The sequence below is a fragment of the Psychrobacter sp. Sarcosine-3u-12 genome (assembly GCF_002836005.1).
GTDB classification, from domain to species: domain Bacteria; phylum Pseudomonadota; class Gammaproteobacteria; order Pseudomonadales; family Moraxellaceae; genus Psychrobacter; species Psychrobacter okhotskensis.
Map to the genome: position 1 here is coordinate 25695 of NZ_PJBY01000101.1, position 21827 is coordinate 47521.

General features: G+C 45.2%; 17 protein-coding genes. 16 read left to right on the plus strand and 1 reads right to left on the minus strand.

All coding sequences use genetic code 11. The annotated features are described in order from the left end of the window. Positions 1-101: 101 nt before the first annotated feature. The 9 genes from CXF65_RS08790 (at position 102) to CXF65_RS08830 (ending at position 11078) form a co-directional block, all read left to right on the plus strand. A complete protein-coding gene (locus tag CXF65_RS08790) occupies positions 102-902 on the plus strand; it encodes an ABC transporter ATP-binding protein (RefSeq protein ID WP_025651670.1) in 801 nt (266 codons plus the stop codon). A 344-nt stretch (positions 903-1246) separates the two neighbouring features. Beyond that, entirely contained in the window at positions 1247-2047 is an 801-nt protein-coding gene (locus CXF65_RS08795; protein ID WP_198551986.1) for a transporter substrate-binding domain-containing protein, read from the plus strand. An 89-nt stretch (positions 2048-2136) separates the two neighbouring features. Beyond that, entirely contained in the window at positions 2137-3075 is a 939-nt protein-coding gene (locus tag CXF65_RS08800) for a transporter substrate-binding domain-containing protein (RefSeq protein WP_101211765.1), read from the plus strand. A 197-nt stretch (positions 3076-3272) separates the two neighbouring features. After that, positions 3273-4133, plus strand: coding sequence for an ABC transporter substrate-binding protein (locus CXF65_RS08805; protein ID WP_413772500.1), 861 nt, complete (start codon positions 3273-3275; stop codon positions 4131-4133). A 479-nt stretch (positions 4134-4612) separates the two neighbouring features. Continuing rightward, entirely contained in the window at positions 4613-5347 is a 735-nt protein-coding gene (locus tag CXF65_RS08810) for an ABC transporter permease (RefSeq protein WP_025651666.1), read from the plus strand. A gap of 12 nt (positions 5348-5359) precedes the next feature. Continuing rightward, entirely contained in the window at positions 5360-6085 is a 726-nt protein-coding gene (locus CXF65_RS08815) for an ABC transporter permease (protein WP_025651665.1), read from the plus strand. Between the two features lie 95 nt (positions 6086-6180). Next, positions 6181-6897: a fumarylacetoacetate hydrolase family protein gene (locus CXF65_RS08820; protein WP_227523234.1), complete on the plus strand. Its 717-nt coding sequence runs from the start codon at positions 6181-6183 to the stop codon at positions 6895-6897. A gap of 259 nt (positions 6898-7156) precedes the next feature. After that, entirely contained in the window at positions 7157-9361 is a 2205-nt protein-coding gene (locus CXF65_RS08825) for a PhoX family protein (RefSeq protein ID WP_101211766.1), read from the plus strand. Positions 9362-9596: 235 nt separating this feature from the next. Beyond that, a complete protein-coding gene (locus CXF65_RS08830; protein WP_101211767.1) occupies positions 9597-11078 on the plus strand; it encodes an alpha/beta fold hydrolase in 1482 nt (493 codons plus the stop codon). Positions 11079-11377: 299 nt separating this feature from the next. On the opposite strand, the gene CXF65_RS08835 is transcribed toward CXF65_RS08830, so the two are convergent. Next, positions 11378-12358 carry an Hsp33 family molecular chaperone HslO gene (locus CXF65_RS08835; protein WP_101211768.1) on the minus strand — a complete coding sequence of 327 codons (981 nt, stop codon included), beginning with the start codon at positions 12356-12358 and terminating at the stop codon, positions 11378-11380. Between the two features lie 417 nt (positions 12359-12775). Here CXF65_RS08835 and CXF65_RS08840 point away from each other — a divergent pair, with 417 nt between their 5' ends. From CXF65_RS08840 to CXF65_RS08870, 7 genes are all read left to right on the plus strand, one after another. Next, positions 12776-13756: a glutamate/aspartate ABC transporter substrate-binding protein gene (locus CXF65_RS08840; RefSeq protein ID WP_198015427.1), complete on the plus strand. Its 981-nt coding sequence runs from the start codon at positions 12776-12778 to the stop codon at positions 13754-13756. Between the two features lie 99 nt (positions 13757-13855). Continuing rightward, positions 13856-14602, plus strand: coding sequence for an amino acid ABC transporter permease (locus CXF65_RS08845; RefSeq protein WP_025651659.1), 747 nt, complete (start codon positions 13856-13858; stop codon positions 14600-14602). Continuing rightward, a complete protein-coding gene (locus tag CXF65_RS08850) occupies positions 14599-15270 on the plus strand; it encodes an ABC transporter permease subunit (protein ID WP_101211769.1) in 672 nt (223 codons plus the stop codon). Before CXF65_RS08845 ends, CXF65_RS08850 begins: the two co-directional genes overlap by 4 nt. A gap of 193 nt (positions 15271-15463) precedes the next feature. Then, a complete protein-coding gene (locus tag CXF65_RS08855) occupies positions 15464-16195 on the plus strand; it encodes an amino acid ABC transporter ATP-binding protein (RefSeq protein ID WP_173239201.1) in 732 nt (243 codons plus the stop codon). A 212-nt stretch (positions 16196-16407) separates the two neighbouring features. Continuing rightward, entirely contained in the window at positions 16408-17634 is a 1227-nt protein-coding gene (locus CXF65_RS08860) for an FAD-dependent oxidoreductase (protein WP_101211770.1), read from the plus strand. 342 nt (positions 17635-17976) lie between these two features. Further along, complete coding sequence (locus CXF65_RS08865) at positions 17977-19749, plus strand: AMP-binding protein (protein WP_101211771.1); 1773 nt, start codon at positions 17977-17979, stop codon at positions 19747-19749. A gap of 282 nt (positions 19750-20031) precedes the next feature. Continuing rightward, on the plus strand, positions 20032-21786 hold the full coding sequence (locus CXF65_RS08870) for an AMP-binding protein (RefSeq protein ID WP_101211772.1): 1755 nt from the start codon (positions 20032-20034) through the stop codon (positions 21784-21786). The last annotated feature ends 41 nt before the right edge of the window (positions 21787-21827 follow it).

Sequence of the window (21827 nt, forward strand, 5' to 3'; positions counted from 1 at the left end):
CGCTATCATATAAAGCGGTCTATAGAGCATTGATTTATACTATATATAGTGCTGTTTTTTATTCTCGTATTCACTCATATTTATTGGAAGTCTGCTGAACCATGCTTGATATTGCAAAAAATCCGACTCGGCCTATCGCCTTAGATTTACAAGACGTCCATAAAAGCTATGGCTCATTGGCAGTACTAAAAGGGGTGTCGCTCACCGCCTATGATGGTGATGTGATCTCTATTTTAGGCTCGTCTGGCTCTGGTAAATCTACCTTATTGCGCTGTATTAATCTGCTTGAAAAGCCCAATCAGGGTCGTATCATCATTGGTAACGACGAGCTGATGTTAAAGCCCAGTAAATCAGGTGAGCTTCAAGCCGCAGATATCAAGCAATTAGAGAGTTTGCGTGCGCGGGTGGGCTTCGTCTTTCAGAACTTCAACTTGTGGCCACACAAAACGATTTTGCAAAACATCATCGAAGGGCCAACGCAAGTTTTAAAGATTAAAAAAGATCAAGCCATTAGCGATGCTGAAAAACTGCTCGATAAAGTGGGCCTGCTGGATAAAAAAGACGCTTATCCTGCCAATTTATCCGGTGGTCAGCGCCAGCGCGTCGCTATTGCCCGTGCCCTTGCTATGCAGCCACGAGTATTATTGTTTGATGAGCCAACGTCAGCGTTAGATCCAGAGCTGGTGAATGAAGTACTGGCAGTCATGCGTGAATTGGCAGAAGAGGGGCGCACCATGCTAATCGTCACTCATGAGATGCGTTTTGCCCGTGAAGTCTCCAGCCAAGTCGTATTCTTACATCAAGGAATCGTTGAAGAGATGGGTACGCCCGAACAAGTCTTTGACAATCCTACCTCTGAGCGTGTCAAAGACTTTATGGCATCGCATCGTCAACACCTATAACCACTGACGCTTGACCAATAATATTTAGCCAATGACATTTAGAATGATGATGCATTCCGATAAAATGCATCGTCGCTCATAGTGATTAAGCTTTTATTGCACATGGGCTTATGCTGCGCAAACTGCTGATTGGTAAGTACCGTTGACCATTTATTACCCAATAATAACAGTCGGTATGCAAAACGTTTGTTTTTGATATTTTACTCAGGTATTATCAAAAGGTTGACAGGCGGTCGTTAATAACGGTTGCTTGCATTTTCTGCTATCTATATTGCTTGTCTGGCAGGGAAGTCAGAGAACAAAATATCAGAACCCTAAAAAACCCATTAGAACTTAAGGAATGTATGATGTCGAATTCTCGCCTATTATGGTCATCGATGACCGTCACTGCAGCGTTAATGCTGAGTGCTTGTAGTCAACCTGCTGATGAAACGGCTGCTACCAACGCCGATGCGCCAGCAGCAGAAACGGCTGGCAAAACCATTCGTATCGCAACCGAAGGCGCTTACCCTCCTTTTAACTACACCAATGCCGATGGTACGCTGGCCGGTTTTGATATTGACGTTGCCAATGCCCTGTGTGATCAGGTGCAAGCCAAATGTGAAATCGTTGCCCAAGATTGGGACGGTATCATTCCGGGTTTGTTGGCACAAAAGTATGATGCTGTGGTCGCTGGTATGTCTATCACCGCTGAACGCCAAGAAAAAGTCGATTTCAGTGAGCCCTATTTTGCCAATACTATGGTATGGCTGACCGATACCAAAGGCAGCTTTGATCCGATGGCAATCAAAAACCTAACCCTTGGCGGTCAACGTTCAACGACGCCAGGCGCGTACCTACAAGACAACTATGAAGGCAAAGACGGCAACACCGTCAAGCTTTATGACAATTATGACAATGCTTATTTGGATCTAAAATCTGGACGTAGCGATGCGGTATTGGCTGAAAAAGTCTCAGCCAAGTCATGGTTAGCAGACAATACTGAAGGCTTCGGCGTCGTTGGTGATGAGATTGATAACGACGATAATATTGCTATTGCTGTCCGTAAAGGCGACCCACTCAGAGACGAATTTAACAAAGCGCTTAGCGAAATCCGTAGTAATGGTGAGCTGGCACGTCTTGAGCAAATTAACTTTGATCAGTAAGCGTTGATGAATAAGCTTTAACGAATAAGCGTCGATCAACGAATAGTGGGTTAATACACGGCTGGTAAATATATTAAGGAATAGCAAACATGACCATTTCAATGACATCATTAATGACCAAAAAAGCCTTTTGGTTTGCGCCGCTCAGCGCTGCCATGCTAATGCTAGCAGGGTGTAATAATAGCTCAGCACCAACAGACAGTGCCGAAGCTGATGCGGCAACTGATACACCGTTGAACATCAAAATCGCCACCGAATCAAGCTATAAGCCTTTTAGCTACACAGATGCCGATGGCAAACTGATCGGCTATGAGATTGAGCTGGTCGATGCACTATGTGCGCAAATGAAAGCAGAGTGTGAAGTCATCTCCCAAGATTGGGATGGTCTGATTCCGGGACTGAATGCACAGAAATTTGATGCGGCCATCGCAGGGATGTCAATCACCCCTGAGCGTAAAGAAGTCGTGGAATTTAGCGACCCTTACTTCCACAGTGGCATCATCTTAATCGGTAAAAAAGGTGATGATATTACAGTAGAGTCACTACAAGGTCAGCCAGTCGCTTCACAGCGCTCAACCGTTGCGTCACAGTACTTGCAGGACGAACATGCCGATGCCGATGTCAAGCTTTATGATACTCAGGACAACGCTTATCTAGATCTCACCTCAGGTCGTGTACGTGCGATGATGTCTGATAAAGTAACGGGTATTGACTGGCTAAAAACGGAAGCGGGCAAAGACTACGAAGTCAAAGGTCAAGAGATCAGCACCAATGATGACGCCATGGGTATTGCCTTCCGTAAAGGTGATCCACTAGTTGCCAAATTTAACGCAGCATTGGCAGAGCTAAAAGCCAATGGCACCTATGATCAAATCACTGGCAGCTATTTTGGTACTAGCACAACGGCTGCTGCACAAAAAACAGCCGCTAATGGTAGTGTTGAGCAAGTGGTTGTCGTTGATGAAGGTAATGTCGATGCCAATGCAGTGATTGCTGAAGAAGAACAAACAGAAACGGCAACCAACTAGGACGAGTTTGGCCTAGGGCATGTCCTAATATGAGACACGCCCTAATAAAAGGCAGGCGTTGTTTTACTAAGCTGTTTTCTACTGTATAAATATCAAGGATGATCATGAGCCACTATCTTATCCCAGCCCTCAATATGACTCGTACCTCAATCAGAACGCTGGTAACGACCAGCCGCTGGTCTATGCCGCTGTTGGGCATGGCTGCTGTCTTTACTTTAGCGGGTTGTAACAACAGTCAAAACAGTGCTGACGACAGCAACTCTGCAGCTAATGAGACCACTGAGACCGCAACTGCGGCGACAGAGGAGGTGCTACGTATCGGTACTGAAGGCGCTTATGCTCCTTTTAACTATACCAATGCAGATGGCACACTCGGCGGCTTCGATGTGGATATGGCCAATGCCCTTTGCGATGATATGCAAGTCACCTGCGAGATTACTGCCCAAGACTGGGATGGTATTATCCCTGGTCTCAAGGCTGGTAAATATGATGCCATCGTCGCGGCGATGTCAGTGACCCCTGAGCGTGAGCAACAAGTTGCCTTTACGAATCCTTACTTTAGTAATACGTTGGTTTTTTTGGCCAAAAAAGACAGCAGCTTTGAGCCAAGCAACAGCGATGATATCAATGCGCACTCGATTGCCGCGCAGCGCTCGACCATCTCTTCGCAGTGGTTAGAGAATACGTATCCAAAAGCCAATATGAAGCTCTATGATACCTTGAGTAATGCCTTTTTAGATTTGGGTTCCGGTCGCGTTGATGCAATGATATCTGACAAACTACCGGCGTTAGAGTGGCTTAGCTCACCCACAGGCAGTAATTATGTGCTAAAAGGTGATGAGATTGATATTAATGATAACTTTGCCATAGCGGTGCGTCCTAATGATGAGGCACTACAAGCAAAGATCAATCAGTCATTAGCCAATCTAAAGGCCAATGGTACTTATGACAAAATCAATCAAAAGTACTTTGCCGTGCCAGCCGCTAGTAACAGCATAGTTACGGACGCTACGTTAGAAAATACTGAGCAGCCAGTGGTAGATAGCACCGCGCAATAACCGTTTAATATAAATATTATCGTAAGGTTTGAAACTTTAGTATTAATAACGAGGACATTACTATAATGGTGATGTCCTTTTTTATTGTTTTATAGAATGCCTTATAACCTTTTGTGTAATAATTTGAACGCTTCGATGACATCTTGCTGATTGAATCAATATTGAGGGTCAACTTTGGTCAAATCTTGCTTATTTATTTTCTTTTTGTAGAGATAAGTGGCGATTTAGGGCGCGCTTTTACGTGTCAGTATTAACATAGCGGCGAGCGAATATGATAAAATCGGCGCTCATTTCTACTGTGTCAATTACCGCTTCTATGATGGTATTAATCTGTTGTCGTGCTATTAAACAGATTGTCCGTATCAATTTGATATAAAATACGGTTATAGGCAGCGCTCAGCTATTGATGCTGATTCTTTTAACTCATATTTTGCTAATATTGCTAATATTGCTAATATAAAGAGACTGAGTGGATAATTGTGTTTGATTTACAAGGATTTGGCGCGCTTCTATTAAGCGGCGCTACCGTCACCATACAACTTGCCATGACCAGTTTAGTCATCGGCATGTTTTTAGGTCTGCTCGGTGCCACAGCTAAGCTGTCAAATATCTGGCTGCTACGTAAGCTTGCGACTGTTTATACCGCCACGATGCGCGGGATTCCTGAGCTGCTCTTGGTGCTGTTTATCTATTATGGCGGTTCTATACTGCTGATGAGCATTCTCAAAAAGTTCGGCTATAACGACTATGTCGAAATTAGTGCTTTTTGGGGCGGCGTCATGGCGTTGTCGATTGCTTTTGGTGCCTATGCGACTGAAATTTTTCGCATGTCGATTCAAGAGATTCCGATAGGCCAACGTGAGGCGGCGCAAGCGATAGGCATGCGTCCTTTTCAGACCTTTTATCGTATTACCCTACCGCAAGTATGGCAGATTGCGCTGCCCGGATTGGGCAATCTATTTTTGGTGTTGCTTAAGGACACGGCGTTGGTATCGGTGGTTGGTCTCAAAGATATCATGTATCAGTCTTCGCGCGCGGCGCAGTCAACACAGCAGCCGTTTACTTTTTATATGGCGGCGGCGATTATCTATCTGGGTTTAACCGTGCTGATTACGGGTTTTATGATGTGGCTTGAATGGCGTGCCAACCCAGCGGCGCGCTATGCTAAAAAGCTGAGTCGTCAATCCGTTCAACGTCAATCGACCATAGGATAGAGGAGAGATACTATGGATTGGAATTGGCAGGTTATTTTTGAGCATATCCCTGACTTACTAGGCGGCGCGGTTTTGACCGTTCAGCTTGTGGTCATCTCAGGTATTATAGGACTGTTCTTTGGTCTGATTTTAGCGCTGTTACGACTGTCTAAAAATTGGGTGGTACAGATACTGCCCTTTTTATATATCTTCTTTTTCCGTGGCACGCCACTACTGGTGCAGATATTTTTGATTTATTATGGTCTTGGTCAGTTCGAAGCGGTACGTGATTCATTCTTATGGGAGCCAGTGCTGAGCCAAGCCTATTGGTGTGCCATCATTGCCTTCACGCTCAATACCAGCGCTTATTTGGCAGAAATCATTCGCGGCGCGATTCAAAACATTCCCGTGGGCGAGCTCGAAGCTGCTGATGCGATTGGGATGTCAAAATGGCAGAAGCTGACTCGTATTACCTTACCGCGTGCTTTTGGCATTGTGATTCCCGCTTACAGTAACGAAGTTATCTTTATGCTAAAGGGCAGCGCTCTGGCGTCAACCATTGCTTTGATGGATATCACGGGCGTTGCTCGTACGATTAGTGCCCGTACTTATACCTTGATGGAATTGTTCTTTGCAGCCGGTATCGTCTATTTGTTGTTATCGTGGGTGATCTTATTTAGCTTTAGACTGTTTGAAAAAAGAATGAACCGTCATGCCAGCTATGTGCCACCAGATGTGATGACCAATACGATTCCTTAATGATTTATTATTAAAGTGATTTATCGCTAAAGTCATATTGGATAATGCTAAATTTGCCAATAAAAATTTCCATAATTTTGCTGTGAGAATCTAGTATGAGCCAATCACCACATATGTCACTAGTCGATGCCATTGCCGCAAATGTCAATGATGATGACGGCGCTGCGAGTGCCAATCAGAGCTTACGCGCACCCATCGGAAAGGTCGTCTGCGTCGGTCGTAACTATGCCGCTCATGCTCACGAATTGGGTAATGAGGTGCCAGCCGCGCCCATGCTATTTATGAAACCCGCCTCTGCGGTGGTCTCTATTCGTCAAGGCGTTATCCGCCCAAATCCAGAAGTATTTGGTGAGACCCATTACGAAGCAGAGTTATGCGTTCAGCTGTCAGCTGACCTGTCGGCTGCGACCATTGGGCAAGCTCAGCAGGCGATTGGTGGCGTGACCTTAGGACTAGATTTGACCTTGCGTGACTTGCAAACTGAGTTAAAAGAAAAAGGTCATCCATGGGAGCGTGCCAAGTGTTTCGACGGTGCTTGTGTACTCGCTGACTGGCTCGATCCACAAGCGTTCGGTGACTTTACCGATGTGCACTACCAACTGACCATCAATGACACGCTTAAGCAAGATGGCGAGAGCGCTTTGATGTTGTTTCCGGTTTATGAATTATTGGCCAATATCAGTCATGCGTTTAGCTTACAAGCAGGCGATGTCATCATGACTGGTACGCCAAGCGGCGTTGGGATATTGCATGCAGGTGATAAGCTCATGCTAAAGTTGGGCGCACATGAATGGCAGGCGCAAGTACAATAAACTTGCTAAAATTAGTCTCAAGTATGAAGTATCAAAAATCCCAAGTTAACGCTTGGGGTTTTTGTTTTATCAGTGTCTATAAAAGCTGTCCATCAGCCATTCTTTATCAGAAATATTGTCATCAAACTGTCATCTGGCTTTCAACGTACTGTAATAAATGCTCGGTAGACTTAAGCGTAATTCGTATTGTTGTGGCGGACAAAATACCGCCGCAACGAGCCTTTTTATGCCAATCCAGCCAACAGCAAGGTGACTGATAATGACCGTATTGAATAATAAGCAACTGCTTGCCCATGAAGTCGTTGAAGACTCTAATCCTACTAATAATATTGACTTTCAAACCATTATTAGCCGCCGCTTGAACCGCCGTAGTATCTTAAAAGGTGGCACGGGATTGACGGCTGCTGCTTTTTTTGGTGCGCTGCCGTTGGTTGGCTGTAGTGACGACGATGACAGCAATACTATCAATAATAGCGCAGGCAACAATGCTGCTATTCCTGCACAGGGCGATCTTAAGCGTCCGGAAGCCTTGAAGTTTACCGCAGTAGCGCATTCGACTGCCGAAACGATGAGCGTGGCTGAAGGCTACAAAGCGGAGATGATATTACCACTGGGTACGCCGCTCATGTCTGGTATCGATGATTGGAAAGACAATCGTGAGCAGTCTGCCGAGTCGTTCGAATGGCGCATGGGTGACAACCATGATGGTATGTGGTTCTTTGGCAAAAAAGGCGGCGCATATGATGCCAAAGCGTCAGACAATGGTCTGCTGGTCATGAACCATGAGTACGTGAATAGTAGCGAGCTTAGCCCGTTTGGCTACTATGTGACTCAAGATAATGATGCTGCGCCGATATTCCAGAACCGTCGCCTCGCGAGCGATGTACGCCGAGAGGTTAATTGCCATGGCGTTGCGGTGGTTGAGATGAGTCGACGCGCCAATGGGATAGGCTATGAGATGGTGACTGATTCAAAATACAATCGCCGTATTACCAGTAGTACCACGACGCAATTGGCGGGGCCTGTTGCTGGTTCTGATTTGGTTAAGACCAAATTTGACCCAACCGGTTTTCAGACTCGCGGCATCAATAATAATTGTGGTGCAGGGCTGTCACCTTGGGGCACGTATCTGACCACCGAAGAGAACTTCCTAGGGGTATTCGCGCGTGGACAAGATGCCAGTCAATTGAGTGCTGAACATAACTATGGTCGTAAGCGCTATGGGGCAACAGAGAACTTTGCTGGTTTTGAATATTTATGGCATACACCTGAGGCCAAAGACGCCAAAATCCCTGACGAATTCTCACGTTGGGACATGACTGCCGTTGGAGCAAGCGCTGCCGATGATTATCGTAATGGCTTTAATACCTTTGGTTATATCACAGAAATTGACCCGTTTGAGCCGCAATCCGTACCACAAAAGCGTACCGCACTAGGGCGTTTCGCGCATGAAAACTGTGCCTACGCGCCTGTTGAGCAAGGCAAGCCCGTGGTCTTTTATATGGGCGATGATGCGCGCGGTGAGTATATCTATAAATTCGTCTCCAAAGCCACATGGTCAAATTCGGATATCGGTGGCGGCCTAAAAGCTGGCGACAAGTATATGAACGAAGGCACGCTCTACGTCGCGACCTTTAATGAAAATGGTCGAGGCGAATGGAAGGCACTTATTCATGGTCAAAATGGACTGGACGCTTCTAATCGCGACCTGCCTTTCAATGGACAGGATGAGGTTTTAATCTTTGCCCGTGCTGCTGCTGACGCGCTAGGTGCAACCAAGATGGATCGACCTGAATGGGTGTCAGTTAGCCCCATGACTGGCGAGGTATACGTGACCTTGACCAATAATAAATATCGCGGCGAGCGTGACGACCAACCCGTTTCAGCGTCCAATCCGCGCAGCTATGAAGCAGGTGGCAAAGCGCGTGGCAATGACAATGGGCATATCATCCGCTGGGCAGAAGCGGGCGGCGATCATGCGGCAACGACCTTTGAATGGGATATTTATCTGTTTGCTGCGCCTAGTGGTTTGTCCGCAGAGAATTTATCGCAGTTAAATGCCAGCAATGATTTGTCCTCGCCAGACGGCTTATACTTTGACCCACGTGGTGTGTTGTGGATTCAGACCGATGATGGTGCGTATACCGATACCACGAACTGCATGTTACTGGCGGCGCTACCGGGCAAGGTGAATGATGGTGCGCTGACCACCACTTCGGCTGGGCAACAAACGCCAGTCGGCATGCTTGCTAGTGATAACAATATCAAACGTTTTTTCGTTGGTCCTGAGGGCTGCGAAGTGACAGGTATTACCATGACGCCAGATTTTAAAACGCTGTTTATCAATATTCAGCATCCTGGTAATACTTGGGGCGCCATCGCTGGTGGCAGTACGCCACGTTCAGCCACGGTCATGATTACGCGCGAGGATGGCGATGTTATACTGGCCGAGTCCTTTATATAAGCGATTAACTATATATAACAAATTTATAAAAAATTAATCAGTCAAAAAAATCCCAAGTAATGGCTTGGGATTCTTTTGTTTTTATGAGATCAATGACATCGTCTAAGGCTTATCTCTATAAAATTATTAAGTTATTTGTCAAGAAACATACGCGAAGGTCAAATCATTCCCTTCTATTTAGCTCATTTAAAGGATAGTATGTAAAACTAACCTTTTTGCTGAATGTTTCACTATTATGAATCGTCCAAATTTATCTTACGCTGATGGTGTTATCCCTGATAGCGCTAACAGCGATGCCCGCAACCGCCATGAACTTGAGGCGCATTTCGTCTCAGACGATAGCATGCCGCTGCATGGTGATTTGTACGAGCAAATAGACCAGCTTGAAGCCATCGATGTCGATGAGTTGGTCAAACTATTGGCAGATGATAATAATGCGACAACGTCGCGTGAGCCTATCTCGTTGGCTGATTTTTTTGAGGGCTTAGCACAGCTGGCGACGATGGGGGTGGTTGAGGTCACTGAGATTGTAGAAGCCATCCACCGCGAAGTTATCTTGCGTCCTTTGGGGCGTTTTAACGAAGGCAATGTTAACAATTGGCAACGTGGTATCACCGGACGCATCTATGGCACGATACGCCATATCATGCTGATGGTGGGCAATAATCTCGCATCGGTGCTGCGTATCTACAAAAACATCATTAGTCAAAAAAGTGCGCGACCACTACCAGATTCGTTAAAAAAGCTGGTCAATGTCCTCAATGGTGTCATGGGCGATCACCTCGTGAATAATGGTAATGCGCTTGCGGTGCCGATGGTGCTATACGACAGAGACGGCAATCTACAACGTGACGCGCTATCAGGGCGTGTCGCTATTTTGTGCCATGGTCTATGTATGAGTCACTTAAGCTGGCAAGCTCAAGAAAATAATGACTTAGGCGCGGCCATTCATACCAGTCAGCCTGATACCACGGTTCTGTACTTGGACTACAATACTGGCCGACGCATCTCACGCAGTGGTCGTAAATTCTCGCAATTGCTAAAAGACTTAGTGGATAACAATCCAAACATCAGTCAGATAGATCTGGTCGGGCACAGTATGGGCGGCTTGGTCGCTCGTAGTGCACTGTTTTATGGTCAGCAAGAACGCTTGGATTGGGTCAAACGGGTGGGCAATCTTATCACGTTAGGCTCGCCGCATCATGGGGCTGTCCTTGAGCGCATCGGCAACCACGTCCAAGATATTATCGCCAAGCTACCCTTTGCAGGCTCACTTGCCAAGTTAGGCGATATGCGAAGTGCCGGTATTATTGATCTGCGTCATGGTAGCATTCGGGATGCTGATTGGAAGTCTCTAGAAGGTCGTAGCGTGCTACCACAAGATTTCCGCCATCCTGCACGGCTGCCAAGTGGTATCAAAACATATTTTGTCGCTAGTGCCTTGGTCGAGACTCATTATGATTCAAAGATGACAGATTTACTTGGCGATAGCTTGGTATCGGTCGCATCAGCGCTAGGCGAGGATGATGCCGAGCATGCGTTATTTGTCCCAGATGGTCATAAAGCGGTGTTTTATGGCGTCAATCATATGAACTTAATTCATAGTAGAAGGGTGCGTGAGCAAGTCGTTGAATGGTTGCTTGATAATGGAAAAAGCGATTATGCTGGTAGAACGCGCATATATTCTTATCCTAGGAGTTTAGATATAGCGGTGTAGAAAGGTACTGAGCTGTTATTCGCAGTCATTTATCATTAAAAAAACTCATCCATTATTAGGGCATGTCCTCAATTCAAGCGCTTGTCTCTAAATGGGCTAAATCTTGCCAAGTATCGTCAAATAGCTGATTAATATCCCGATATTATTTGCGCTATTTTCCTCATTTGACGGCAGTTTATCTCATTTTTATGACCATTTTTAAAATGAGGACACGCCCTAATGACTCTGTTAAAAAACAAAAACCCCTCAAGCAGCATACTTGAGGGATTTTTATAATAATTGGTTTGCATTAATACAAATTAGTCAGCAAATACTGCTGCGACATCGTCTTTATTAAATTTATAAACTTCACCGCAAAAGCCGCAATCCATCTCAAACGTACCGCCTTGCTCTTCGACGATCTCTAAGGCTTCTGCTTCACCGATTTGCTCAATCGCCATTTCACACTTCTCGCGTGAGCAGGTACAACCAAATGCCAAAGCAACAGGATCGGGCGCTACGACGTTTTCTTCGTTATATAAGCGATAAATAATCTCGTTGGCATCCAGCGTGGTCAATTCTTCTGCTTTTACTGTACGAGTTAGCACACTTAAACGTGTCCACAAATCATCATCGATGCCCGCGTCTTCGTTTTGCTCGACCTCATAGGTTTCCTCAGCCGTACGCGGTAGCATCTGTACTAAAATACCACCTGCCTGTAGGCCATCAGACGCCAAGTTAATCAGCGTTGGAATCTGCGCAGATTGCTTTTGATAATGCGCTAAGCAGTCAGCCAAGTTGTCATGACTGCGCTCGACGATACCTTGGTACGGCTCGCCGCCATCAGGCTGGATATTGATAAACAATACGCCTTGTCCCGTCGCGCCCAACTCAGCAAAGGCTTCTTTGGCATGGGTCATATTATTCCAAGCTTGCACTTGTTCATCGGTGTCGCCTTTCCAGCTGGCAAGGGCGCGGATGATACCGTCTTGATCACATTCTGCCATTGCCCAATTGAGCAGGCTATCGCTGTCTGATGATTGCAGTTGAATCGATAGACGACCATTGATTTTAACGGTGCTGATCAGCAAACTTGCCGCTGTCAGCATTTCACCCAATAAGCGTTTTAGCGCTTCAGGATAAGGCTTTTGGGCAATGGTGCTCGCATAGCTGCGTGATAGGCGCACCACGTCACCGCGTACGGGCGAGTCTTCGATAAAAAAGCGTTGGCGGATATCGTTATCAGTAGGGTTGCCAGCAGTTTGGTTGTCCACATTTGGGACTTGAGTATCTTGGGTCATAAGTCATTTGTAGTATTAAGAAGTTGTTAGCTTTATGGGGATTGCTCAGGATTTATCAATCGTATTTACTCGATTGCTTTAAAGTCTGAAGACATTTATTTAGCATAAATGTCATTATTAATTAACCTGATGTTTATCAATATGTCTGTCATTGTGTACTTCAATGTATCTGTTGATATTTCTTGCAATGGCTGGCTTTCATTCAATCGTTGCGTCTTGGTATAGCACTTAAAAATGAAAGTCGTCGTTTCATTAAAAAAAGTTTACCACCATCCGCAAATTTGTTGTACAGTAACATTAAGTTGCATTATGATAAATAACAGCAACAACTGCACGGATGCAGGGCGATACTGTCAAATCAATAAGCTTCATGTCGCTCAAGTATCCTTTCAATATTGTGATAAAAGGATGTATCTCATGACCTACTTATTCTCTAAACCGTTGACTCTGGTTGCGTTTATGGCATTAGCCCTAACGGGCTGTAATAATAGCAGCCAAACCACTGACGAGTCAGCAGCAGGCGATGCGACCACCACAGAAGCGGCAGCAAATCCTAACGGTACGCTACAAAAAATCAAAGATTCAGGCACTATCGTCGTCGGTCACCGTGACTCCTCTATTCCATTCTCTTATATCGCTGATGATCCTAATCAGCCTATCGGCTATGCCCATGATTTAGAAATGAAAGTGGTGGAAGCGGTCAAGCAAAAGTTAAACATGCCCGATCTAAAAATTCGTTATAACCTGATCACCTCACAAACCCGTATCCCATTGGTACAAAACGGTACGGTAGATTTCGAATGTGGCTCAACGACCAACAACGAAGAGCGCCAAAAACAAGTAGCGTTCTCCAATGGTTTCTTCGAAATCGGCACTCGTCTATTGACCAAAAAAGATTCAGGTATCAATGATTTTGCTGACTTAAAGGATAAAACCCTAGTCACCACGTCGGGTACGACCTCAGAGCGTTACATCCGTCAGTACAATGATGATAATAAAATGAATACCAATATTATCTCAGCAAAAGATCATGGCGAAGGCTTCTTGATGCTAGAAAACGGCCGTGCGGATGCCTTTATGATGGACGATGTCTTGCTGGCTGGCGAAAAAGCCAAAGCAAAAAATCCTGATGAATGGGTCATCGTCGGTGAGCCACAATCGTTTGAGATCTATGGTTGTATGATGCGTAAAGATGATCCTGAGTTCAAAGCCGTGGTCGATGAAGCGCTTGCCAATGTTTATAGTTCTGGTGAGATTAATAGCATCTATGACAAATGGTTCTTGAACCCAATTCCACCGAAAAACGTCAATCTAAACTTTGAGATGTCAGACAACTTAAAAGCTTTGATTGCCAATCCGCATGATAGCGCTCAGCCTAAAGCTGCGACTGCGCAATAACGTTCCTTGTCCCACCACATAGCTTGCTGACGTGCTCAGAGTCATAGGTAAAACCCATCTGGCGCGTCGGCTTATCAATCGCTGCTCGGAGAGCCAACCATGAATTATAGCTGGAACTGGGGTGTGCTCTTTGAGCATACCGGTATCGGTAGCGAGCTTTATATCCATTGGATGATGACGGGTCTTGGCTGGCTGCTATTGATTGGTAGTATTGCTTGGACAATCGCCATGGTCGTCGGTACCGTCTTTGGTATCATGCGCACCTTACCCAATAAGACCGCGCGGACGATCGGTACGGCGTATGTGACGTTTTTTCGTAATATTCCTTTGCTTGTCCAGCTATTTTTTTGGTTCTATATCGCCCCCGGCTGGTTGACACCAGCGATACAGGACTGGTGGTATCGGGACCTATCGCCCAACACTTCAGCCATGCTTTCAGCCAGTATTGGTCTTGGTTTGTTTACCGCCGCTCGTATCGTCGAACAGGTACGGACAGGTATCGAGTCATTACCCCAAGGGCAGATCAATGCCGCTTACGCGCTGGGTTTTAGTATTCCACAAGTCTATAAAGAAGTGCTGTTACCGCAAGCCTTCCGCATCATTTTGCCCCCGCTGAGCTCAGAGCTGACCAACTGTTTTAAGAACGCGTCTGTCGCTTCCTTAGTGGGGGTGATGGAGCTGATTAGCCAAACCAAAACCATCAGCGAGTATACGCAAAATAGTATTGAGATTTATACGTATGCGACGATTATCTATTTAGTATTTAACCTGTCATTGATTGCCATTATGGGCTTTATTGAACGCAAACTGCGTGTGCCGGGGCTTATTGCAGGGAGTCAGAAATGAGTATGATGACCGAACTTGCTACTGCTTATCCTGGTCTCATGGGCGGTATGCTCATGACTTTAAAAGTACTGTTTTTGGCGATTGTTGGTGGCATCAGTTTAGGCACGGTATTGGCATTGATGCGCTTGTCAGGTATCAAAGCGCTTGAAATACCAGCAAAGTTATACGTTAATTACTTCCGCTCTGTACCATTGTTATTGGTGCTGCTGTGGTTTTATTTTGCGGTACCGATGATTTATTTTTGGGTAGCAGGTAAGTACCTACAGCTTGATGCCGCTTTTGCTTCTTGTGTCGTCGCCTTTATGATGTTTGAGGCCGCTTACTTTTCAGAAGTGGTGCGTGCTGGTATCCAATCGATTGGTAGTGGACAGGTTAATGCCGCTAAAGCCTTGGGCATGACTTATGGGCAGACCATGCGCCTTGTGATTTTGCCACAAGCATTTCGCAAGATGCTGCCACTGATTTTGCAGCAGTGTATTATCTTATTCCAAGATACGACGCTAGTTTTTGCCATTGGTTTGACGGATTTTTTCCGCGCCGCTTACGTTCGTGGTGAGTTGATGGGTCTATTGACGCCTTATATTTTAGGTGCTGGAGCAATTTACTTTATCATCAGCTTGAGCGCCTCTATCGGCGTGCAGCAATTACAAAAGCGCTTAAGGTTTTAAGCGTTTTAATCAAAGCTTTTTAGTTGAATAGGTTGAGTCTGATACTTTTACTAAAGTACTTTTATTTAATAATGATTACCGAACATAATGTGGTTAGGAGCCAGTGATGAATGAGCCAGTGATAAATAGTGCTGACACTTATACAAATGACTTTGGCGGACTGGTCACAAATAATGGTCATGCGACTGATGAGATGGTCATTGAAATAGACAGTGTCAGTAAGTGGTATGGCGACTTTCAAGTGCTGACTGACTGTACCGCTCATGTCCATAAAGGCGATGTCGTCGTGGTCTGTGGTCCATCAGGTAGTGGGAAATCAACCTTGATTAAAACGGTTAACGGACTTGAGCCTTTCCAAAAAGGACAAATTATCGTTAATGGTATCTCTGTTGGCGCACCTAAGACTAATTTACCTAAGCTGCGTAGCAGTGTGGGAATGGTATTCCAGCATTTTGAGCTGTTTCCGCATTTGACCATTATCGATAATCTGACGGTCGCGCAGATTAAGGTATTGGGTCGTAAAGAGAGCGAGGCCAAACAAAAAGCCATGGCCTATCTTGACCGCGTCGGACTGACGGTACAAGCCGCGAAATATCCTGCGGAGCTATCTGGCGGTCAGCAGCAGCGGGTGGCGATTGCGCGGGCCTTGGCGATGGATCCGGTAGCCATGCTATTCGATGAGCCAACCTCTGCGCTTGATCCAGAGATGATTCAAGAGGTGCTCGATGTGATGGTAGAGCTGACCCGTGATGGTATGACCATGATGTGTGTGACCCATGAAATGGGCTTCGCCAGTCAGGTCGCCAACCGGATTATCTTTATGGATGAAGGTCATATCGTCGAAAACTGTAGTAAAGATGAGTTCTTTGAAGGCGCAAAAAGTGAGCGCGCGCAGATGTTCTTGTCAAAGATTCTCAATCATTAGAGATGGCTACTAAAAACAGCTACTTTGTTATTTGAACCTTTTATAAGTAATATTTATCAATAGCGTCTATTAATAGGCGCTTTTTTTGTGCCCACAGCATATCAGTAGATTTATATAGGACTGACTATATATGAGTGAATGGCTGTTTACTGATACAATAGCAGCCAATATGTCAAAAATTAAAATAATTTATAAACGATATTGGAGCTAATATGAGTGTAGAAAATTCATCAGTAGTGGCGAGCAATCCATCGGCAGGTATTGTCATTGTTGGCGCAGGATTGGCTGGCTGGCACGTGATTGATGCGATCCGGACTAAAGATAAAGACATTCCGATTACTTTAATTACTGCTGATAATGGTGATCGTTATCATAAACCAATGCTAACGATGGCGATTAGCCAGAAGAAAAGCGCCGCCGATTTGGTGCGGGCTACAGGTAGTGATGCCGCAGAGGCTGCGCAAGTGACGTTGCTGGCTAATACGCATGTGATAAATATTGATCCTGTGAGTCAAACATTGCAGATTGCATCTAGCACGCAGTCGGAGACACCGACAGCGATAAGCTATGACAAGATGGTACTGGCAATGGGCGCACATCCTATTTTCCCAAAAAGCTTGCCTAAGGATTTGGTCTGGCACGTCAATCATATTGAGCGTTTTGGTCAGCTGCAAGAAAAGCTAGCAAGCGGCAGTCAGCACGTTGCCATTGTAGGGGCGGGCATGGTTGGGACAGAAATCGCCGAGGATTTACTCAAGGCTGGTCATCAAGTAACGCTGATTGATTTAAATGATGCACCGCTTTCACAAATGCTACCGTCAAAAGCGACGGCACGTATTGCAGGGGCGGTAAAATCACAAGGGATTAACTTTTTGGGCGGCTATCAGATAACTGAAGTTATTCGAATAAGTGATGGCAACAATATTGGAAAGTTACAAGTCAGCTATGAGCCATTAGATGCACAAAACACAGTGTCTTCGCAGTCCGAACCATTAATCGTTGACCATGTCATTGCCAGTACCGGGCTGACGGTTGATGATAAATTGCCTGCTGCTGCTGGCGTTGAATTCAATCGACGTACCGGTATCGTGGTTGATGCGACAACGTTGCGTACTAATACTTCTAGTATTTACGCCATTGGTGATTGCATGTCTATCAATGGCGTCGCTTGTCGTTATGTTGCACCGCTGCGTGCGCAAGCTGCGACCATTGCCGATGATATTTTAGGTCATGACCACGACGGCTATGAGCATAAGCCTCCGATGATTCGTCTAAAAAATAAAGCCATCTCTGTCATGGTTACTGGCGTACCGCAAGCGGCAGGTAATTGGCAGATAACTACTGAAACGGATGAAGAGTTAATCATGAATTTGTTAGATGATAACAATGAAGTCAGTGCGACAGTAACGATTAAAGCGCCCGTTATACTTAAATCGTAATGGTTAAAAGAAAAGCTTCTAACGTTAAGTCAGTGTTGCCATCCTAAGGGAGCGCTGGCTTTTTTTATTCACATGTACCACATCTCTTGTATCGATATTAGACTTAAGAACGCTTCAGTCTAATATCGATACATATCGTATTATTATTGATATTCTTTAATTTAAAGCACTGTATTATTGGTTAGAACTTAGTTTAGTTTAATCACAATCTGTGGTGATAAATCTATAGCGATAAAGAGGATGCGTTAAAAACTGTTCAAGGAAAAATATCACATTTACTTTGGTAGCCTATTTTTATAGCACTGCTAAAAAAACCTCAACCGTAAAACGAAAGGACTCGTTATGACTCAGCTCACCAATGCCGACAATACTTTTAATGACAGTATTCTCAATAATGTTCCCAAAGTTAATATAGGCGCGCGCTCAGCGAATGCACCACTCACCCAAAGCCATGATAAAGGACTTGATGTACCGCTAATTGAAGCGACCATCGGAGATTTTTTCGATGCTATTGTCAATAAATATCCTGAGCATGAAGCCTTGGTTTCTCGCCATCAAAATATCCGTTGGACGTATCGCGAGCTACAGGAAAAAGTCAATCAGCTGGCAAGTGCCATGATTGAGATGGGACTTGAGATAGGGGATCGTATCGCTATTTGGTCGCATAACAATGCTGAATGGTTGCTGATGCAATTAGCAACAGCAAAAATTGGCGTCATCTTAGTCAATATCAATCCTGCTTATCGAACGTTTGAGCTGCAATATGCGCTGAATAAACTGGGCTGCTCGGCCTTGGTATTGATGCGTCATTTTAAAACCAGTGACTATACGCAAATGATTCGTGAGCTATGTCCTGAAATTTATCATAAAGACTATACTCAGCTTGATTTGGTCGAGATTCCTACCATCGAGCGCATTATTTGGATTGATGAACCAGAAAGCGATGATGACTTTAATTTTATGCAGAAGTTCTCTACGTGGATGGCAGAGGGAGATGCAAACGACCCTCGCGTAGCGGAACGCCAAGCCTCGCTTAAGAATACTGATGCTATTAGCGTACAGTTTACCAGTGGCACAACCGGCACACCCAAAGGCGCCACCTTAACGCATCGCAATATCTTGAACAACGGTTATTTTATGGGCGAAGGAATGAGGCTGACAGAGGAGGATAGGCTATGTATCCCATTGCCGCTTTATCACTGCTTTGGCATGGTGGGTGGCAACTTAGCTATTTTGACCCACGGTGGTTGCGCAATTTATCCCAATGATGGTTTTGATCCGTTGACAGTATTGCAAACGGTGGAAGAAGAAAAGTGTACTGCCCTGCTTGGAGTACCGACGATGTTTATCGCGGAACTCGATCATCCAGAATTTGATAGCTTTGATTTGTCCAGTTTGCGCACGGGTATCATGGGCGGCTCTAGCTGTCCGATTGAGGTCATGCGCCGTGTCATGGATAAGATGCACATGAGCGAGGTGACCATTGCTTATGGTATGACCGAGACCAGTCCAGCTTCTTGTCAGACCAGCTCGCAAACGCCACTTGAAAAAAGAGTATCTACAGTGGGGATGGTGCTACCAGCGCTTGAGGTCAAAATCGTCGATACCGAAACTGGAGAAGTCGTCCCGATTGGAGAAACAGGCGAATTACTGACATACGGCTACGCGGTCATGAAAGGCTATTGGGGCAGCCGTTTTAAAACCCGAAAAGCCATTCAGGAGGGTTGGATGCACACGGGTGATTTGGCAACGATGGACGAAGATGGCTATATCACGGTGGTTGGGCGTAGTAAAGATATGATCATTCGTGGCGGCGAAAATATCTATCCAGTAGAAGTTGAGAACTATCTCTATCGTCATCCTAAAATCCGTGATGTGCAAATCGTCGGCGTACCTGATAAAAAGTATGGTGAAGTATTGGCGGCGTGGATTATTCCAAAAGAGCAAAGTAGCTTAAGTGAAGAAGAGGTAAGGCAGTTTTGTCGTGACCATATCGCTCATTATAAAGTACCAACCTATTTTCGCTTCGTTGATGAATATCCGATGACCGTCACTGGCAAAATTCAGAAATACAAAATCGTCGAACAAATGATAGAAGAACTGCTCCTAGAATAAGCGTGTACTATTAATAATAACTGGAAAAGCCAGCTTTATACTATTATGGTATAAGGCTGGCTTTTCTAATGTAATTCATATAAAAGAATGGTCATTTGGTAATCAATGATACGTTAATTTTATATATTCTTTTTAAATGATACGTAGTGTATTACTATTATTGACAGCCTTTCATTGATAACGGTATAGTAGCGACATGCTAGGTAAGAGCTGTACAACGGAAAAAGCTCTAATCACACGCAACTCATTAGCACCGTATAAAGTAAAACGAAAGGACTCGTTATGACTAAAAATCCTGATTTTGATACCATTCTAAATAATATCCCCAGCATCAATATGGGCGCGCGCTCAGCGAATGCGCCACTTACCCAAAGCTATGATAAAGGTCCTGATGTGCCGCTGATTGAGGCGACTATCGGTGATTTCTTTGATGCGATTGTCTCCAAATATCCAGAGCGTGAAGCACTGGTCGTGCGCCATCAAAATATCCGCTGGACGTATCGTGAGTTACAACAGCATGTCAATCAGCTGGCTAGTAGTATGATTGAGATGGGACTTGAGATTGGTGATCGCATCGGTATCTGGTCGCACAACAATGCTGAATGGCTCTTGATGCAATTAGCGACCGCGAAAGTCGGCGTTATCCTCGTCAATATTAATCCTGCCTATCGTACCTTTGAGCTGCAATATGCGTTAAATAAACTCGGCTGCTCAGCACTCGTGCTCATGCGCCATTTCAAAAGCAGCGACTATGCAGGTCTCATCCGTGAGCTGTGTCCCGAGATTTATCATAAAGATTATACTCAGCTTGATTTGGTCGAGATTCCAACCATTGAACGCATTATTTGGATTGATGAGCCAGACTCTGATGAAGCGTTTGGTTTTATGCAGAAGTTCTCTGCTTGGATGGCGGAAGGCGATGCCAACGATCCACGGGTTGCCGAGCGTCAAGCCCAGCTTAAAAACACGGATGCTATTAACGTCCAATTTACCAGTGGCACGACAGGGACGCCAAAAGGTGCGACGTTAAGCCATCGCAATATCCTCAATAACGGCTACTTTATCGGTGAGGCTATGAATCTCACTGAAGAAGACAGGCTGTGTATTCCAGTACCTTTATATCACTGCTTCGGCATGGTGCTCGGCAACTTAGCGATTCTGACGCATGGCGGCTGTATCGTCTATCCGAACGATGGCTTTGAGCCGTTATCAGTCCTGCAAGCAGTCGAAGAAGAAAAATGTACTGGTTTGCATGGCGTACCGACGATGTTTATCGCCGAGCTTGACCATCCTGAGTTTGAAAATTTTGATTTATCGACTTTGCGTACTGGCATTATGGCCGGCTCTAGCTGTCCGATTGAAGTCATGCGCCGTGTCATTGATAAGATGCATATGAGTGAGGTCACCATTGCTTATGGCATGACTGAGACCAGTCCCGTTTCCTGCCAGACCAATGAGCATACGCCGTTAGAGAAGCAAGTATCGACCGTTGGTTTGGTGCAACCTGCGCTTGAAGTAAAAGTCGTTGATACTGAAACGGGTGAGATTGTACCCTTAGGTGAGACTGGTGAGCTATTGACCCGTGGTTATTCAGTGATGAAAGGCTATTGGGGCAGTCGCTTTAAAACCCGCGAAGCCATTCAAGATGGTTGGATGCATACCGGTGATTTGGCCACCATGGATGAAGATGGTTATGTCAAAATCGTTGGTCGTAGTAAAGACATGGTTATTCGCGGCGGTGAAAATATTTATCCAGTTGAGATTGAAAACTATTTATATCGCCATCCAAAAATTCGTGATGTGCAAATTGTTGGTATCCCCGATGAGCGTTATGGTGAGGTGCTTGCGGCATGGATTATTCCTAAAGAGCCTGATTGCCTGACTGAAGAAGAAGTGCGCCAGTTCTGTAGCGAGCATATCGCTCATTATAAAGTGCCTACCTACTATCGCTTCGTGACCGAATACCCGATGACCATCACTGGCAAAATTCAAAAATATAAAATTATCGAACAGATGAAAGAAGAGCTAGGCTTATAGTAAGCTTGCTTATTAGGTCTGAAATAACCAGACCTGAAAAT

Excerpts from the sequence above, each read along its gene's own strand:
- CXF65_RS08835 (WP_101211768.1), bottom strand. The coding sequence starts at position 12,358 with ATGACCCAAGATACTCAAGTCCCAAATGTGGACAACCAAACTGCTGGC.
- CXF65_RS08825 (WP_101211766.1), top strand. The coding sequence starts at position 7,157 with ATGACCGTATTGAATAATAAGCAACTGCTTGCCCATGAAGTCGTTGAA.
- CXF65_RS08865 (WP_101211771.1), top strand. The coding sequence starts at position 17,977 with ATGACTCAGCTCACCAATGCCGACAATACTTTTAATGACAGTATTCTC.
- CXF65_RS08790 (WP_025651670.1), top strand. The coding sequence starts at position 102 with ATGCTTGATATTGCAAAAAATCCGACTCGGCCTATCGCCTTAGATTTA.
- CXF65_RS08850 (WP_101211769.1), top strand. The coding sequence starts at position 14,599 with ATGAGTATGATGACCGAACTTGCTACTGCTTATCCTGGTCTCATGGGC.
- CXF65_RS08795 (WP_198551986.1), top strand. The coding sequence starts at position 1,247 with ATGATGTCGAATTCTCGCCTATTATGGTCATCGATGACCGTCACTGCA.
- CXF65_RS08840 (WP_198015427.1), top strand. The coding sequence starts at position 12,776 with ATGACCTACTTATTCTCTAAACCGTTGACTCTGGTTGCGTTTATGGCA.
- CXF65_RS08800 (WP_101211765.1), top strand. The coding sequence starts at position 2,137 with ATGACCATTTCAATGACATCATTAATGACCAAAAAAGCCTTTTGGTTT.
- CXF65_RS08815 (WP_025651665.1), top strand. The coding sequence starts at position 5,360 with ATGGATTGGAATTGGCAGGTTATTTTTGAGCATATCCCTGACTTACTA.
- CXF65_RS08830 (WP_101211767.1), top strand. The coding sequence starts at position 9,597 with ATGAATCGTCCAAATTTATCTTACGCTGATGGTGTTATCCCTGATAGC.
- CXF65_RS08820 (WP_227523234.1), top strand. The coding sequence starts at position 6,181 with ATGAGCCAATCACCACATATGTCACTAGTCGATGCCATTGCCGCAAAT.
- CXF65_RS08860 (WP_101211770.1), top strand. The coding sequence starts at position 16,408 with ATGAGTGTAGAAAATTCATCAGTAGTGGCGAGCAATCCATCGGCAGGT.
- CXF65_RS08870 (WP_101211772.1), top strand. The coding sequence starts at position 20,032 with ATGACTAAAAATCCTGATTTTGATACCATTCTAAATAATATCCCCAGC.
- CXF65_RS08845 (WP_025651659.1), top strand. The coding sequence starts at position 13,856 with ATGAATTATAGCTGGAACTGGGGTGTGCTCTTTGAGCATACCGGTATC.
- CXF65_RS08805 (WP_413772500.1), top strand. The coding sequence starts at position 3,273 with ATGGCTGCTGTCTTTACTTTAGCGGGTTGTAACAACAGTCAAAACAGT.
- CXF65_RS08855 (WP_173239201.1), top strand. The coding sequence starts at position 15,464 with ATGGTCATTGAAATAGACAGTGTCAGTAAGTGGTATGGCGACTTTCAA.